An 18,563-nucleotide genomic window follows, 5' to 3' on the forward strand; every position below is an offset into this window, starting at 1 on the left:
ATTAACTCCACCTGTTCAATAAAAAGCTTTTATGTTCCTCGAAACTCAAACTCAATTTGTCGATCTTCTCCTCAACTTCTGCAGCGCTGCATTCCCATGTCTCAATGACAAATGAGGCGACTCTTCCTATATACAATGGGGTAAGTGACTTCAGCAGGTGTTCCCTGTTCAGCACCTTGCTGTGCGCTGCAAGTGCAAAGCTGTAAATAATCTCTACCCATATTTCATCCGGGATATGGAAATCAGTCTTCTGCATGACATCCGTCTTGTGCAGAAACCTCATGACCTCATCCGGCATAAAGCCCTTCCATATATCGTGCAATTCCCGTATACCAAGCCTGAACTTGTCAATCATTCTGTCGAGGTTTACCGCCACCGGTTCAAGTCCTACCGCGTACTGGAACCCGAAGGTTGGCACCCCCTCGGAACCTTTGACCGCCTTCCATGCATCAGCATATGTCTCCATCAGTTCAAAGGTTGCGCCGACGACCTGATAGAGCATAGCGCTGAGATCTGCTCCCGGATCCTTCGGATCATGGATCTTTGCGCCGAGGAATGCCTGGCATACCTTGAATTGGTTAGCAACTGCAGTTGTTGTCATCCATATGTCTATTCCGTACCTTGCCACATCAGTTTCCCAGACATCCTTTTCCAGATAATATTCTGCAAGCTTTCCGGAAAATCCGAAGTCTCCTCCGATAGGCTGTCGTATTCTCCTGCCATATAATGCCCTTGTCAGAGGGTAGATAATGCTGTTTGTTATTGTCCCGTCGTATTTATGCCTGTGATAAAGGGGTGCAACGTAATCAAATCCCCCCTCGATCAGGGGCTTTATCAGAAGCTCGATCCATTCGGGCGTAATGCTTCTGAGGTCCGAATCGACCACTGCGCATGCCTTCACGTTCAGGTTGCTGGCAATCGCGAAGATCGTTCTGAACGCGCTCCCTTTTCCGGGAATCCCGTGGTACGGCGTGGCTATCTTGAATACCGGCCCGACTTTATGATGGAGAAGGATTGCCTGGAAATCCTCCACAGTGGTTTTCTCGACAACCTCAGTTGTGCCATCGCTCGATCCACCGTCTGAATTCACCAGCACAGACTTCCTGTTCGGGAAATATTTTGCCAGTCCCGCCTGCACTGCCTTCACCACATGGCCTATCGTAGATGCATTGTTGTAGCTTGGGATGCCGACCAGAATATCGGCTTCCTGTATTTTCTCAATCTCTTCCTGTATCTCTTTTTTTATCATGACTCCTTCCATCTTCACCCTTTGTTTGTCCTGTTATGATTCCTTTCACTGATGCATCCGTGTTTTCCGCCATTTCCTAATTTATATCATAAAACCCACGGGTATGCGACATCTCCCCCTCATGCTGTTTCCTGCGAAGGGTAAATCCTCTCCAGCATGGCAACCGGGAAGTTGGCAAATACCTCCGAAAGATACAATGAGGTAGCATCCTTATGCGTATGAGCCTTTATCACCTCATCGGTAAAAATATTGCGATACAGGGCGCCTGGCTCCGCAATAGGTACGATCACGAACGAATTGCCCCAGACCACTTCACCAAAGGGAAGGTCATCCTGCCCGGAGATGAGTTGTGTCAGAAATCTCGGGGCAACCGCAATCAATCGTGCGTTTCCGAGTCTTCTGGCAAAGGCGCATACATTGTCAGCGCGGCTGCCCATTGCCTCAAGGGGGATATATTCCCCTTTCTCAAAAAGTTCCCGGTTTTCCCTCCGGTAATTCAGCGCCCTGATCGTGACAAACAACTTAACCTTTCCGTCTTCTTTATTCACCGTCAGATCCCTTGCAAGTTCATGCAGGGCACTTGCAGACTCTCGTGTCTTGAGCTCTTTGAGCGCCTCCATTCTCCTGGTGAAATCCACCGGTCTCCGGTTGTCAGGATCCACGAGGCTGAAATCCCAGAACTCCGTCCCCTGGTAAAAATCCGGAATGCCGGGAGAAGTTATTTTGAGAAGCACCTGGGACAGCGAATTGAACATGCCGAAACAGGAAATTCTCTTCTGGAAGGGAACAAAATCAGACAGGAACTGATTGTCGTCCGTACCGTCCAGAACCAAATCCACAAAGATCATGAAGGCTTCTTCATATATGGTATTGGGACTGATCCAGCTTGTATTGACCTTTGCCTCCCGTGCCGCCTTCAGCATGTATGCCCTGATCCTGCGTCTGAACATATCCTTTTCAGCACCGTCCATCTTGCCGGCCGGCCATGCCCCGATAAGCGTCTGATACAGAAGATATTCCTCGTTCAGGTCAGGAACCATTTGCCCCTCAACAACCGGCTTTTTCCTTTTATTCAACCGTCGCCAGTAAGCCAGATGTTTTTTCCACTCATCGGGAATCTCCGAGAGGACATTAATTCTTGCCCTCACATCTTCGCCCCGTTTTGTGTCATGTGTTGCAGTCGTGATGAGGGCATGGGGCCAGAATTTCATCCGCTCGATGTTCTTTCCGTGAAACGTCTCGAGGGAAGTACCAAATCGTTCAGGACATCCTCCCACTTCATTGAGCGAAACCAGCCGGTTATAGACATAAAAGACCGTATCCTCAAAACCCTTTGCCATGACGGGTCCGGTAAGCTGCTGCAGCCTCATGACAAAATCAAGCCACTCTTTTTTGTCGATGTCAGCAAAATTATCAGGATAATTCAGCAAAAGTATGTTCTTCAGAAAATCAAAGACAGATTCGCTGATCGCAGGGTTTTTGCGTTTCGCTTTTGAAATCGCAAATTCTATGTATCTCCGGTCCCTGTCGTCAACACCTGCCTGGTCGATATACGTTCTGTACACCGGGAAAATAGCGATCACTTCCACGATTGCTGACGTGAGACTGTTGAGGGTAAAATCACGGGTATGCCTGTCCTTTTCGGAAAGCCTGTCCAGGTAATGTCCCAGGGTGTTGATTTCGCTTGACATCGCCACCTGCATGATCAGTTTCTTCTTCTCATAGACGATCTCCTGGAAATTCATCCTTGATTTCGTAAATCTTTCATAGATATCGTCGAACACCTTCGCGTTCCCTGTCCTGATGAATATTCCGTTCAGCGCATTCAGAAAGACGTACCCGGTGGTGCTGAAAATCGTCCAGTCATCCGGCATCCTCTCCTCTTTCATGAGGATCTTCTCCCCGACTATATAAAAGGGTTTAAACTGCATATCCGAAGCTGTCAGGTCGTGGTACTGCTTCAGGATCTCATTCCTGAGTTCACGTCTCCTGTAAGGCAGCGCATTCTCTTTTTTCACACGTTCCGAGTAATGTAGCCGGGTCTGAAGAAAGCATTGTCGCTGCAGCTTCCGAAAGTACTCCGCAGGATTGTAAAGCCCGTCAGGATGATCAATCCTCAACCCGGTAACTTTTCCCTGTCCGATAAGCTTCATGACAAGACTGTGGCTTTTCTCGAACACATCGGGATTCTCCATCCGGATTGCCGCAAGACTGTTAATATCAAAGAACCTTCTGTAATTTATTTCCTCGGTTGCTACACGCCAGAAGGAAAGCCTGTATGCCTGGATCATGAGAAGCTCATCGAGAAGGTTAAAGCTTTCGGGATTACCCTTCGTGCCGTTGAACTCCCTGATATTGTTATCGATAAAGGATCTGATGTCCGGATTGTCCAGGTATATTTTTGCGATCCGCTTTTTTATAATCTCCTTCTCACGGTACCTTTCTGCAACTTTTTCGGGCTCGATTTCAGTGTAAAGGGGCAGATGCTCCAGTGCTGTAATTATGCTCAGCAACTCGACATACTCCGGATTATCCGGAGTCAGGATACGTTCGAGCTGATCAATCCGGTGCTTCAGAATATAAATATAGGTTTCTGGAATCACCGGAAACCTGTGTTCATAATAATGAATGAAAAATGCGCCTGCCTCGTAAGCCAGCCTGATTTCCTGGGCTTCGAGAACGTCACCGTACTGGTTGCCCAGGATGGGAATAAGTACCCTGTGTGTTAGGTCTTTTTTCAGGGGCCCCCAGTCTATATCGAAAAAGTCCGCATACCGGGAGCTTGTACCATTCTCAAGGATATCCTGCCACCAGATGTTGTCTTTGCTGTCAATACACATATGGTTTGGGACAATGTCGAGTATCTGCCCCATCCCGTATTTGTGAAGTTCCCTGATAAGGGCATTATACTCCTGCTCAGTGCCGACCTCGGGGTTCAATGCAGTCGGGTCAACGATATCGTATCCGTGCAGGCTTCCTTCCTTCGCTCTGAAATAGGGTGATGCATACATGTCAGTAATGCCGAGATCATGCAGATACTGGATGATCCTTTTCGCATTCCTGAATCTGAACTGCGTATTGAACTGCAGTCTGTAAGTCGAAACCGGGATCCTTGATACCAACAGCATTTCCATATTCTGAATGTTTTTTCCTCTTCTATTCCGACAGCACGGATGCGATGTTGAAAAAAAGCATCTCGCCCAGATATTTGAAATGATCAATCCACCGGATGGCATTCTCATCACCAGCTTGTGCCTTGGCGAGAAATGCGCGGTACGTGGTGCCCGCAATCCTGTAGAAGACGTTCTGGGTCTGCCAGAAATTCATTTCGACCGGCAGCAGTCTCACCAGCTCAAGCCCCTTCAGTATTTCCTGCATCAGACTGTCATCACTTGGGTTCTTCAGAAGGGCAGCTATCTGCTCCTCGAATTTTTTCCTTGCAGCGAACTCTATATCGACGGAATCCAGGACAACATGCCATTTTTTTATCTCACTGATCAGGTACTGTATCCTCTCTGCATCAAGATGCGGCTCCATAAACGCCTTCCTGATGTCGAAATTGAGGGTAACCTCGGCAGCGGCAAAAAAGGCTTTTTTCAGAGGTATCCCTGTCTCCTTCAGGAAACTCATCAGGATCCTGTTATTCTCATACATCTGACGATAGGCGTTTTCGAATTCCTCAAGCGTCTTCTGGATGAGCGTATTGATGATATTCCATTGCTCGTCCCTGAAAAGATTGGAGAGCGAGTAATTATGCATTCCAAAATGGTGATCCATGAGCCTCACGATATCCGCAAAGCTGCCCTTCTCAAACGTCGAGGATATTTCGTTCTTCATCGCACTGTAGGCAGCATGCCCGAGAAATGTCCTCACCCCGCCGCTGAGGGCATGCCCACCAAAATGCAGCACGCAGAAACTCACGGTCTCGGCTTCTCTGGTTATTGTAGACGATACCGATATCCTTCCTATCGCCAGCCTTGTCGCACCTGCCTCTATCCGGTAATAATCCTCCCTGCCGACACGATAACTGTTGATTACTGTTTCTTCTGCGTAGTCTTCGAAAAGCGAGCTGATCGCATAGTGTGCTCCCACTTTCTTGAGATCGATCATGGCAGGTTTGACATACTTTTCATAAATCTGTGAACCGTTTTCGTGTTCGGGCATATTGCTCTTCGCCAAAGACAGCCTGACCTTAAAAGCTTCTTCAAGACTGTCAGGGAAAATCTCCTCACAGAGCTGCACAGCCCTTCCCGCATACTGCATTACCTGAACGGTTTCGAGGCCGGAAAGCTCATCGAAAAACCAGCCGCAGCTGGTATACATAAGCATGGCATGCCTCTGAATCTCGAGGAGCTTCAGTACCGTAATCTCTTCCGAAGGGGTGAGTTCCCTTGTTGCATGCTCTGCAAAAAAGCGCTGCATCGAGTCCCGGGAACGGTCGAGAATCACCTCGATATATCTGTTGCGTGCCGCCCAGGGATATTGAAAATACTCCGAGGCAAGGTTTTCATAGATTGCCGCGAGTCTGTCTCTCAGCCAGTCAAGCGCAGCTCGCAGCGGACCTCTCCATTCCTGATTCCACGACGGATAGCCTCCTGAATTACATCCGCAGTTGCTCTTCCAGCGCTCGACCCCGTGAATACAGCTCCATGACGAATTCTGGAATATTTCGACTTCATAGGTCGGAGGGTGTTTTTCGAGATATTCGCCATAATTGGTTATTTGCGCAAGCCCGTTTTCCTCCAGATAATTCAGGGCATATGCGAGAGCCATATCACCAAACCGCTGATGGTGTCCATAGGTTTCGCCATCCGTGGCGATGTTCAGCATCTGCGGCCATTGTCTGATATCGGAGAAACCGCTCAAAAGACGGTTTGCAAAACCTTCGCCCCGTTTCAGAAGACCTTCGAACGCTACTGCCTGGGATATCGGCCCGTCATAAAAAAAGAGTGTGATCGACCGTCCCGAGGGGAGTCTGCACAGATAGGGCATGGTGGGATCGACCCGTGCCCCGCTCACGTCCCTCCACTTTCCGGTATTGATCTTCCTGACCCTCGACGCCTGGTGTGGCGCGAGAATAGTATAGACAATGCCGAGTTCGGAGAGGATTTCCAGGGTTGCGGTATCGACCGCGGTTTCCGCGAGCCACATTCCTTCAGGAGACCTTTTGAACCGGTATTCAAAATCCCTTATTCCCCACAAAATCTGTGTGCGCTTGTCCCTCTGGTTTGCCAAAGGCATAATGATATGGTTGTAAACCTGTGCAATGGCATTACCATGGCCGGAGCGCCATTGCATACTCTGCCGGTCTGATTCAAGAATTGCAGCATATAGTTCGGGAGAGTTCTTCTCGATCCATGAAAGCAGCGTCGGACCGATATTGAAGCTCGTTCTCGCGTAGTTGCTTACAATATTGAGGATCTTCCCGTCGCCGTCAAGGTTTCTGGATGCAGAATTCGGCGCATAACATTCAGCAGAAATTCTCTCATTCCAGTCATGATAGGGATGCGCGGAATCCTGTATCTCGATTGCCTCAAGCCAGGGGTTTTCTCTTGGCGGCTGGTAGTAATGCCCGTGGATGCATACATATCTTTTTGACATCAGTGCATCTTTCTCCTGTAGATCATGAAACTCCTTCCCCTCAGGGTTACTTTTTTGTTTCCTTTCAGCCTGTCAAGCAGCAAAGTACCCGGTCCTTTCCATTTCTTGTCGGAGGAATCAAGCACCTTGCTCCAGATACCCTGCGGAAGGTAGAGCTCGAATTTCCTGTCTTCCTCATTGAAATTGAAGCTGCAGAAGACATGGTCATCATCCTTCCACCGTCTCACGAACAGTATCCTGTCGTTTTCGGACACAATCACATCAAGGCTCTTCTTGTCATGATTCGAGAGGGCAGGAATATCCCTCCTTAGTCTGATCAGATGCGTATAGAATTCGAGGAGATTTTTATGGTTTCCCGTTTTTCTCTTTTCCCAGTGAATCTTGGAATTCTTAAACGTCCCCGGGCTCTGGGGATCAGGCGGCTCGCCGGTCCACGCAAATGCCCTGAACTCTTCCTTTCTTCCCTTCCTGACAGCCTCTATCAGATCCGGGTCGGTATGGCTGACAAAATAAAGGAACGGCGCGTCCTCTCCATATTCTTCTCCCATAAAGAGCAGCGGCACATATGGTGAAAGCAGCACAACTCCTGCAGACAGCTTGAGGGATTCGAATGAAATAAGGCTGGAAAGACGTTCGCCGAACATCCTGTTCCCGGTCTGATCGTGGTTCTGCGAAAAAACGATAAGCTGCGAGGCCGGGATATCCTTTGAGGAATTGCCATGGTTTCGTTTCCTGTACTCCGAATACTCACCCGAATAGACAAAGCCCTCTTTCATGGTCTTGACAAGATGCTCCATCTTCCCGAAATCTACATAGTATCCGCCTTTTTCTCCGGTGAGAAGAGTGTGGAGCGAATGGTGAAAATCGTCACACCATTGTGCATGAAGATTGAATCCCCCCGCTTTCCGCGGTCGTATCAGCCGCGTATCATTCATGTCGCTCTCGGCTATCAGAGAGAACCGTCTTTTCTGATAGGCTGAAAACTGTTTTACCGCACGCGCAAGCTCCTGAAGAAACGTCTTTGCGCTCAGGTCCGTAATACCATGGACAGCGTCAAGCCTGAGTGCATCGATATGATAATTGCCAAACCAGTGAAGTGCATTTTCGATGAAGAAGTTTCTGACTTCGTTGCTGTAGGCATCATCGAAATTCATGGCCATTCCCCAGGGGGTTCTGTACTTATCGGTAAAATACGGCCCGTAATCCCAAAGGTAGTTGCCTTCAGGACCAAGGTGGTTGTATACGACATCAAGGATGACGGCGATATCATGCTTATGGCATTCGTTCACAAGTCTCTTGAGACGTTCAGGCCCTCCGTAAGAGTTCTGGACCGCATAGGGAAACACACCGTCATATCCCCAGTTTCTCTCGCCAGGGAACTGGGCAACAGGCATAATCTCAATGGCATTTATCCCCATATCCCTGAGCCGGGAAAGCCGCGGTATCACCGCATCGAACGTGCCCCCGGGTGTAAAGGTTCCGACATGCAGTTCATACATGACCATCTCCGAGAGGGGGATTCCTTTCCAGTCGCTGTCAGTCCATCTGAAATTCCCGTGGTCAACAATCTGCGAGGGACCGTGAACACCTTCAGGCTGAAAATGCGATGCAGGGTCAGGCATGTCTGTTCCTTCCTTCAGACGATAGAAATACCGTGCATTTTCGGCTATGTCAGGCAGTGCAAGCTCCCAGTATCCTCCATGGGTTTTTTCCATGGGGACGATCTTCTCCACAGGGGAAACAAGTTTCAGTTCTACCGCCTCATGGAAAGGCGCCCACACCACAAATCTGCACTGTCCGCTGCCGGAGTGAAGAGCGCCGATTTTCATCTGTGTGTACCCCTGTGCCTGAAAAACAGAATGCCAAGCGGAGGCAATGTCAGGGAGAGGGAAAAAAATTTCCCGTGCGACGGCACCGGCGAGGCTTCCATGCCACCGATGTTTCCATGTCCGCTTCCCATATAGGTAACAGCATCGCTGTTCAGGATTTCCTGCCAGAACCCGCCCAGCGGCACACCGATCCTGTAATTGTAGCGGGGGACAGGGGTAAAATTGCAGACGATGAGAATCCGTTCATCAGAGATTCTTCCCTTCCTGAGAAAACTGATGACACTTTCCTCCCAGTTGTGGAAATCCACCCATTCGAACCCCTCTGTGCCGAAATCGACTTCATGAAGCGCCGGCTCTGACCTGTACAGATGATTCAGATCCCTTACCCAGGCCCGGACGCCCTGATGTAACGGATACTCAAGCACATGCCACTCGAGGCTTTCATCGTGATTCCATTCCTTCCATTGCGCGATCTCAGCCCCCATGAAGAGCAGCTTTTTGCCGGGGTGCGCATACATGTACCCGTAAAGCATTCGCAGATTTGCATATTTCTGCCACTCATCTCCTGACATCTTGCCAAAAAGCGACCCCTTGCCATGAACAACTTCGTCGTGTGACAGCGGGAGGACAAAATTTTCGGAAAAGGCATACCATATGCTGAAGGTAAGCTGATTATGGCGATATTTTCTGAACACCGGGTCGTTCGAAAAATAATCAAGCGTGTCGTGCATCCAGCCCATGTTCCATTTCATACCGAAGCCAAGTCCGCCGACATATGAAGGCCGGGAGACCATGGGCCAGGCAGTCGACTCTTCCGCAATAGTCTGTACATCCGGGAATTTTTCATAGACCATCTCATTGAACCGTTTCAGGAAGCTGATGGCCTCGATATTCTCTTTCCCCCCGTATTCATTCGGTATCCATTCACCTTCCTTCCTGCCGTAGTCGAGGTAGAGCATTGATGCGACTGCGTCGACCCTGATGCCGTCGATATGATATTTTTCAAGCCAGAACAGGGCGCTGCTGATGAGGAAATTCCTCACCTCATGCCGTCCGTAATTGAAAATATAGCTCTTCCAGTCAGGATGAAACCCTTTTTTCGGCTCTTCATGCTCATACAGATGGGTTCCGTCAAAATAAATAAGTCCGTGTTCGTCATCCGGGAAGTGAGAAGGCACCCAGTCAAGGATTACCCCGATGCCGTTCTGGTGCAGATGATCGATCAGGTACATGAAATCCTGCGGAGGCCCGTATCTGCTCGTGGGAGCAAAAAATCCCGTTACCTGATACCCCCACGAACCGTAAAACGGATGCTCCATGACCGGAAGGAATTCGACATGCGTAAACCCCATATCCTTTACGTATTCCGCAAGATAACGAGCCATTTCCCGGTAGGTTAGCGGCCTGTTTCCTTCTTCAGGAACCCTTCTCCATGACCCCGGGTGCACCTCATAGATCGACCATGGTGCATTGAGAGAATTGCGGGGCCGCCTGCTGCTCATCCATTCGCTGTCATTCCATTCGTAGTCCAGTCTCCGGACAATTGAAGCAGTTTTGGGCGGAACTTCACAATGATATGCAAACGGGTCGCATTTCTCGACCTTGTATCTGTTGTGTCGTGAGGCGATATGGTATTTATATACGCTTCCGTGTCCGGCACCGGGAATAAAACCCTCCCATATGCCGGAACCATCCCATCGTGCAGTCAGGGGGTGTGTTTTCCTGTCCCAGTCATTAAAATCACCGATTACTGATACCTTCTCAGCATTCGGAGCCCAGACCGAAAAAAGAGTGCCCTCAATACCGTCAACCGTCAGCGGATGTGATCCGAGCTTTTCATGCAGTGTAAAGTGGTTTCCCTCCTTAAAGAGATATATGTCATGATCAGTAAGGAGACTAACGTCATGCCTGATCAAATCTTTTTTCCTTCTTTTTTTGTCTGCCATTGTCATTCCTCCAGTAACCGACTTATCCCCTTCAGCGGAATCATGATCCAGTCAGGACGGTTATTGAGTTCATATCCGACTTCATACACCGCTTTTTCAAAGAGGAATATGTTCAGCAATATCTCAATGTCTGCGGGATTATCCGGGATATGCGAATTTCCTTTTGAGGCATCGAGATATGATCTGAGAAAAACCCCTCCGACACAGAGATACCAGCAATCAATCCACGGTTCAAGCGCCGGCATATCCTCCGACTTTAACAGTATGTGCTTGAAAAGCGCGGTGTACGCTGCATAATGAAAGGAGCGTATCATTCCCGCAACGTCCACAAACGGCGATCTCTTGAGCCTTCTCTCACTCAGGGATCTTGCAGGTTCCCCTTCGAAGTCGATAATCACAAAATCATTCCCGGTAAAGAGCACCTGACCGAGATGATAATCTCCGTGAACCCTCATTTTTGTTGCAGACATCTTCTGTCTGAGGAGCGCCTGATATCTCTGCACGATTTCCTTTTCAAACCTGAGAATCCTCGCCGATTCATTTCTCACTTCATCCGGGAGAGATGCCATGTTCTTCTTCAGGAGGTGAAAATTTCTCTTTGTGAGACTTTGCAGTGACTGGTAAAGTGACCTCTGGTAAAGGAGTGAAAAAGCCTCAGGTGCAAAGTCGGGCGATTCCCTGTCAGAGGTGAGCGAAAGGTGGAGTTCGGCCGTCCTCTTGCCAAGCAGCGATATCATCTCAAGAAAATCGCAGCCTATCAGTTCCCGGAAGAGCACGGGGACAGACTGGATGTCTCCGACACCTGTGAGAGCGGAAGGAACCTTGGGCATTTCCCTGATCTTCGGTCTTTTTGAAAGGACCCTTTCAAGATACCTTCCCGCAGCGTCAAGCGCATAGGTCCACGCATCTCCCTGGTTATGAACATATGCCTGAAGAATACCGATCACCACAGGCTCTGTACCGGCTACCCGGTATTCGATCGCTCCCGCAAAAGGCGACACATGAGGGAACAGCGCCTGTTCTGTCAGAAATCTGCCGACTTCGAGATCAGGGTTCATTCCCTCATCAAGTCTCCTGAAGAGCTTGAAAAACAGTTTCTTCCCATATAGGATTGCCGTATTGCTCTGTTCAGCTTTCAGCACCACCGACTTTTCCTCAAGCAGCTCCTTGCCCTTCAGAATCCTGAATAATCTTCCCGGATAGGAAGCAAGCTGACCGCGCATGCCTCTCACAACATGTCTGCCGGCAATCTGCACCAGCATTTCCTTCCGGAATGCATCATTGTAGATTCCGTCAAATATAATGCCATCCGTCTTTCCGGTTTTGATGCGTGCGACGATGATGTAGGGTTTTTCTTCGATAATCTTTTCCGCCTCAACCCCGGATACAAAAGAGATCGGAATCAGATAGACATCCGCCAGTCCCTCTGTATAAAAGACCTTTACAAAAAGTAACTGAGTTACAGAAGAATCTTTTCCGATGGGAATCTTTTCCATAATTCTGATCTGCCTGATCTTTCTTGCCTTTCCGCCAAACCACCTGCAGCCGGTAATATACTGCGGCAGTATTTCGTCTTCGAACTTCTCCCTGGTCTTTCCCCGGAATATTTCTTCCCAGCTGCCGCTCACCTGCAGTTCCGGCACAGGGGTGAACAGGTCGCTGAACCTCAGCACTTCTTCTTCCTTCTTGAGACAGAACCAGAAATAATCATAGAACCCCATGGTGAGCACATAAGGTGAATCCTTGATAATCGGGAATTTATTCCTGCTGAAGACCTCTTCCGGGGTATATCCGGAAAACCTTGAAAGATCCAGTTCAACCACCTGGGAATACCGGGAGATATTGACAACTACCAGGATTATTTCATCATTATACTTGCGGACAAAGGCAAGGACTTTCGGATTGTCTGAGAGAAGGAAATCGATCGTCCCGCGTCCGAACGCCTTGAACCGCTTTCTCATCGATATAATGCGCTTCATCCACCAGAGAAGCGATGATTGGTTGCTCTCCTGATTCTCCACATTCACAGACTCGTAGTGATATTCAGGGTCAATGATGACAGGAAGATAGAGTTTCTGGGGATTTGCCCTTGAAAACCCTGCATTCCTGTCAGCGCTCCACTGCATCGGCGTCCTCACCCCGTCTCTGTCACCAAGGTAGTAGTTGTCTCCCATGCCGATCTCATCGCCGTAATAGATCACCGGGGTTCCGGGCAATGAGAACAGGAGGAAGTTCATAAGTTCTATCTTTCTCACATGGTTCCCGAGCAGTGGCGCCAGCCGCCTGCGGATGCCGAGGTTTATCCTTGCGCTGGGGTCCCTCGCATATACCTTGTACATGTAATCACGTTCTTCGTCGGTAACCATTTCAAGGGTCAGTTCATCATGATTCCTCAGGAAAAGCGCCCACTGGCATGTGTCAGGGATAGAGGGGGTCTGCTCAAAGATATCGATGATCGGAAACCTATCCTCCATCCAGAGCGACATGAAGATTCGTGGCATGAGCGGGAAATGAAAGGCCATATGGCATGCATCAGCGTCCCCGAAATAGCTCACGGCATCTTCAGGCCATTGATTGGCTTCTGCCAGAAGCATCCTGTTCTTGTATTTGCTGTCGACATACGCCCTCAGTTTCTTCAGAAACGCATAGGTCTCGGGGAGGTTCTCGCAGTTGGTTCCCTCACGCTCGTACAGATAGGGAACTGCGTCGAGCCTGAGGCCGTCGACCCCCATCGAAAACCAGTAGTCAATAACACGGAACATCGCCTTCTGGACATGGGGATTGTCAAAGTTCAGGTCAGGCTGATGGGCGTAAAAACGGTGCCAGTAATATGCCTTCGCAACAGGGTCCCATGACCAGTTCGACGTTTCAAAGTCCTTGAATATTATTCTCGTGTCGCTGTATTTTTCAGGGGTATCGCTCCAGACATAAAAGTTCCGCCACACAGAACCCGGCTTGGCTCTTCTTGATTTCTGAAACCATATATGCTGGTCGGAAGTATGGTTCAGAACAAGTTCAGTGATAACCCTTATACCCCTTCTGTGGGCCTGCCTCAGGAATTCCCTGAAGTCCTTCATAAGGCCGTATTTCTGATGGACACTCAGATAATCCGCAATGTCGTACCCGTCATCCCTCAGCGGCGACGGATAAAACGGCAGCAGCCACACCGCAGTTATTCCAAGGCTTTCGAGATAGTCCAGTTTCTTGGTGAGCCCCCTGAGATCTCCTGTTCCGTCACCACTGCTGTCATAAAAGGCCTTGATATGCAGCTCATATATGACTGCGTCCTTGTACCAGAACGGCTGGTCCTCAAAGTAGGATTCTGTTTTCCGCATCAACCGGTCTCCTTACATGAAGTAATCAAAATCCGTCTCCTTCTTCATCTGTCTTCTGAGGCTGAAGATATACGCGGGACAGATGAACGGGTTTATTTCGATATAGTTTCTCTCACCCTGCCATATGAACTTGTCGTTGCCGATGAGGTCATGGACCAGATACGGTTGGCCGGGATCGATGCCAAGTTCATCGAGAGGCACCTTCACCCAGCAGGAATGCTTATGGAACGGGTCAAGGTTAACCGCTATCAGCAGGATATTGGACAGGTCGCGCGTAACCTTCCCGTAAAACAGGATATTGTCATTATCGGCTTCATGGTGCCGGATATTAAATGTTTCATGAAGGGCCGCATTTTCCTTCCGTATCCTGTTGATCCGTGTGATGAAGTCCTTCAGGCTGCCCTCCCTCTGCCTGTCCCATTTCTTAAGCTCATATTTCTCTGAATAACTGTATTCTTCCTTTCCGGGAACTGCTTCGTTGACCGCCAGCTCATATGCAGGTCCGTATATGCCGTAATTCGAGGAAAGCGTCGCGGCCAGCACAAGCCTCATCATAAAGGCGTTCCTGCCGCCGTACTGAAGGTGCTCAGGGAGGATGTCCGGGGTATTCGGCCAGAAATTCGGCCTGAAATACTCCCTCACATCGGTTTTCGCAAGCTCATTGATATACTGCGCAAGCTCAAATTTTGTATTCCTCCAGGTGAAGTACGTGTAGGATTGGGTAAAACCGAGCTTTGCGAGACGAAACATCACCTTTGGTCGTGTAAACGCTTCGGAGAGGAAAATTACCTCTGGATAATCTTTTTTCACTTCGTGTATGAGCCATTCCCAGAAGGCAAATGGTTTGGTATGCGGGTTGTCAACCCTGAATATCCGGACTCCTTTTTCGATCCAGAAAAGTACCACATCTCTCAGCTCGTGCCACAGTTCCTGCCACTTCTCGGACTCGAAATTCAGGGGGATGATGTCTTCATATTTCTTGGGTGGATTCTCCGCATACTGCACGGTGCCGTCCGGACGCCAGCTGAACCACTCAGGGTGTTTCTTCACATACGGATGATCGGGAGAGCACTGGAACGCAAGGTCCATAGCGACATCGATGCCGTATTCCTTTGCCTTCTGTACAAACCGGCGAAAGTCTTCAATTGTCCCGAGTTCAGGGTGAACCGATTTGTGACCTCCCTCTCCTGAACCGATAGCCCATGGACTTCCGACATCATCAGGTGCGATGTCGAGTGTGTTGTTCTTTCCCTTGCGTTTGGTCCTCCCTATGGGATGAATGGGCGGAAAATAGAGGACATCAAAACCCATATCCGCAATTTCAGGGAGCAAGGATTCGCAATCACGAAACGTGCCGTGCGTTCCTTCTCCAGTGCCGCATGAACGCGGAAATATCTCGTACCAGGAACTGAAAAGGGCTTTCCCCGGTTCCACAACAACCGGCAGCTCTTTCTCATACATAACCGCAAAACGCCTGGGCAGGTAAGTGTCCATCAACTGCGCCAGTTCAGTCCCGGTTGCGTATGCAACGGCCTTTTCCCGCGTCTCGGTGTTGAAAAACTCGCGATACCCGGCGAGCCGCGCTACAATGTCATCAGACCCTGCGGCATTCTTCTCTGCATCCCCGATCATGAGTGCTCCTGTGGCAAAATCCGACTGGATATCCTGACCAGCGTCATGCTTCTTCTTGATATCTTTCTGCCACGTCCTGAACCGGTCAACCCATCCCAATATGCTATAGCGGTATTCCCCGATCTCCTCAACCGCAAACTCACCCCTCCAGCGGTCATTTTCAACATGCTGCATCGGGACTTCTTTCCAGCCACTTTCTTCCGCTCTCCTGTAAAGCAGGCGTGCAGAAACCGCATCGTGTCCGTCAGAAAAAATATCCGCCTCGACCGTCACATGCTCACCGACTGTTCTTTTCACGGAATATCTGCCGCAGTCGATTTCGGGTTTCACCCGTTCAATGATAATTCTTTTTCTTCCCTCTTTCATCGCGTTTCCCTTCACAGACAAATGTTATCCGATAGATTTGGTTCTTGCAACATGCACCAGGACAATGCTGGCAGATTTGGAACCGGCGATGGGGTCAGTCTCTTCTTCAACCGGTACAGATCACCGGTCAGAAAACGCCTCCATATGCTGTCTGAATCTAAATTGTAACCCCATAGCAGATTAATTGTGGTTATAATATAGCATAATTGTAGTTATATTACAACCCTATTATGCATGCGCTTTTTCGTTCACTGAAAAAATAATCCCGCCGTGGAAATCCGAAACCTTTTTATCCTGCTTGGGTAACGGAAAACTGTAAATCCAGGTTAGAGAGAGGTGAAGATTTTCTTGAATTCGAGATCTTCAGATGCCATAACATAGGAAATGAATGGAAAGTCCTGTGTCCTCTGGAAGATATTTTTCAGATACCGGCTGTAGTCCTCCGCATTTTCTTCCTGAGAAGGTGGACGGAGCCCCACAAAAACGCAATCAGAATCGTGTGAATGTTTCCTGATTGTGCCGAAAAGCCCGGATTCGTCCATAATCACTGCGTCAACGCCTGCTTCCAGTCGCACCTGTTCGATAAATGACATCAGACCTCTTTCAATCTCATGACGGTCATCTGTCGGGGAAATGACAGTCCTCAGGCGAAGACCAGAATTCTTCCAGGACGGACTCGTGCTCAGAAGGTGTGCGAGTGCAAGCACAAGCCCTGCATTGTTCCCTTTCTGTCCCCACCAGATATCGATTTTTTTCTCTTTTGCGCCCTCTTCCCTCTTCTGCCCTTCTTTCACGATGATAATATTGCGCCTGTTTTCATGCATCATCCTGATCATTTCGGCAAACGGAGTGATGTTTTCTTCCCCGGCAATTTCGCCTATCAGGACGGTATTGGGTTCAATCGGTCCGAATCCATAGCCTTTTATGAGTGCAGATATGCCATTGATGATGGTATCGGCAGGATATACTTTCACCATCGCCTTGACGTTTTTTTCCTCAAGATAGTTGCGTATTGTTGTCTCCATGCTCTCTTTTCTCTGAAAAGACACGTGCTTTTCGGGAAGGATAGCCGCAACAGTAAGCAGACCATACCCGTGGGAAAGGGCATTCGCCATCTCGATCAGATGCCATCGTGAAGTGGGGGAACCGCTCAGTACGAGGATATTCGGCCGCCAAGTCTCAATATTTGGGCGCTTTGCCGCAAGCTTGTACAGCCCGAACTGCACCATAAGCATAAGTATGCCGTATTTCAGATCCCCCCAGCGCGCTTTCATGCGCCTGCGTTTCATCAGCGCATATACCCCGATCGAGACAAAAATGGCGATAAAGGTCGCACCCGGATTGATCATAAACATTGCAGCAAAGCATCCAAAGGAACCCGCAAAGGAAATACCCCAGTGAACCCTGAACTTCGGGCGCCAGGAAGGGCTGTTGATCAGTTTCCCAAACCCTGCCGAGAGATTCAGCAGGCCATAGGTTGTCAGAAAAAACATGCTCAGGACAGGAGCGATCACATTCAAATCACCTGCCAGAATACCTGCAAGGGCGATCAGAAAAGACAGAAAGACCGCAATCCTCGGCTCCTGGTTTTTGCCGAACCCGTGGCCGATGAATCTGAATACAATGCCATCCCGTGCTATCGCCTGGAGCGTTCTCGGAGCTCCCAGAAGCGAACCCATCGCACTCGAGAGTGCAGCGCCCCAGAGTCCCGCAAGGATCAGCTCACCCCATCGTGCCGTTTTATACATTGCCATAGAATCAACGAGCAATATCCTGGAATCCTGAATGACTCTGGCAAAAAAGACGGGGATTGCCATATACACAGCATAACTGAACGCAACTGCAGCCAGTGTGCCCCACGGGATCGATTTCTCCGGGTTCTTCAGATCACCCGACATGGAAAGACCGGAGAGAATTCCGGTGACAGCAGGGAAAAATACGGCAAACACCATCCAGAAGCTCTCTTTTTCGGGCACTATCGTATCCGGTGGCAGCGATGTCACATTCTGCCCAGTTCCCATGAAAAACGAAAAAAGAGAGAGCGCAATCAGCAGAAGGATAAAAAACTGGCTTTTCAGGGCAATGTCCGCTGATTTCAGTGCAAGCACTGACATCAGTATCAGCGTTGCTATCGCCACTTCTTTCATGGTCAGCAAAGGGTTTATTTGCACGACTGATTCGGCAAAACCGACAATATAAAAAGAGATGCCCAACGCCTGGGCAAGGTAAAGAGGAAGTCCAATCGCAGCACCTGTCTCAATGCCAAGAGTCCGGGAGATTATATAGTACGCACCCCCACCTTTGACCCTCATATTCGTTGAGAGCGCGGACACCGATAATGCGGTAAAAAACGTGATGGATGTCGAGATGGTGACGATAATCAGAGTAGAGACAAGTCCCACATTCCCGATCACCCATCCGAAGCGGAGGTACATGATAACGCCGAGGATCGTAAGAATACTTGGGGTAAAAACCCCCTTGAAGGTCCCGAACTGATATCCTGTTTTTTCCTTTTCAGGCATTATGGTTCCTTCTGTATCATGGTGTTGTAGGATTGTGCAGAAAATACATCACAAAAGTCTATCATCCCGACTTACCCTAGCCC

Annotated in this window: 8 protein-coding genes; all 8 read right to left on the reverse strand. The window is 49.1% G+C overall.

The genetic code is table 11. From position 1 onward, the window contains the following. Window position 1 precedes the first annotated feature (1 nt). The 8 genes from AB1552_09275 to AB1552_09310 all read right to left on the reverse strand — a co-directional run bounded on the left by AB1552_09275 (window position 2) and on the right by AB1552_09310 (window position 18,480). A complete protein-coding gene (locus AB1552_09275) occupies window positions 2-1,249 on the reverse strand; it encodes a glycosyltransferase (protein ID MEW6053963.1) in 1,248 nt (415 codons plus the stop codon). A 119-nt stretch (window positions 1,250-1,368) separates the two neighbouring features. Next, window positions 1,369-4,377 (reverse strand): malto-oligosyltrehalose synthase, encoded by a 3,009-nt coding sequence (locus AB1552_09280; protein MEW6053964.1) that lies wholly within the window; start codon window positions 4,375-4,377, stop codon window positions 1,369-1,371. Between the two features lie 28 nt (window positions 4,378-4,405). Then, entirely contained in the window at window positions 4,406-6,850 is a 2,445-nt protein-coding gene (locus tag AB1552_09285) for a DUF3536 domain-containing protein (GenBank protein MEW6053965.1), read from the reverse strand. Then, a complete protein-coding gene (gene treZ, locus AB1552_09290; protein ID MEW6053966.1) occupies window positions 6,850-8,679 on the reverse strand; it encodes a malto-oligosyltrehalose trehalohydrolase in 1,830 nt (609 codons plus the stop codon). The genes AB1552_09285 and treZ overlap by 1 nt, the downstream gene beginning before the upstream one ends. Further along, window positions 8,676-10,625 carry a 1,4-alpha-glucan branching protein GlgB gene (gene glgB / locus AB1552_09295; protein MEW6053967.1) on the reverse strand — a complete coding sequence of 650 codons (1,950 nt, stop codon included), beginning with the start codon at window positions 10,623-10,625 and terminating at the stop codon, window positions 8,676-8,678. The genes treZ and glgB overlap by 4 nt, the downstream gene beginning before the upstream one ends. Before the next feature lie 2 nt (window positions 10,626-10,627). After that, the gene (treS, locus tag AB1552_09300; protein ID MEW6053968.1) at window positions 10,628-13,960 is read right to left on the reverse strand and encodes a maltose alpha-D-glucosyltransferase; all 3,333 of its coding nucleotides are present in this window, start codon (window positions 13,958-13,960) and stop codon (window positions 10,628-10,630) included. Between the two features lie 12 nt (window positions 13,961-13,972). Next, window positions 13,973-15,958, reverse strand: a complete 1,986-nt coding sequence (locus AB1552_09305) for an alpha-1,4-glucan--maltose-1-phosphate maltosyltransferase (protein MEW6053969.1) — start codon at window positions 15,956-15,958, stop codon at window positions 13,973-13,975. 326 nt (window positions 15,959-16,284) lie between these two features. Continuing rightward, the gene (locus tag AB1552_09310; GenBank protein ID MEW6053970.1) at window positions 16,285-18,480 is read right to left on the reverse strand and encodes a Na-K-Cl cotransporter; all 2,196 of its coding nucleotides are present in this window, start codon (window positions 18,478-18,480) and stop codon (window positions 16,285-16,287) included. Between the last annotated feature and the right edge of the window lie 83 nt (window positions 18,481-18,563).

Source organism: Nitrospirota bacterium (assembly GCA_040754395.1).
In the GTDB taxonomy this organism is placed as follows: Bacteria; Nitrospirota; Thermodesulfovibrionia; order Thermodesulfovibrionales; family SM23-35; genus JBFMCL01.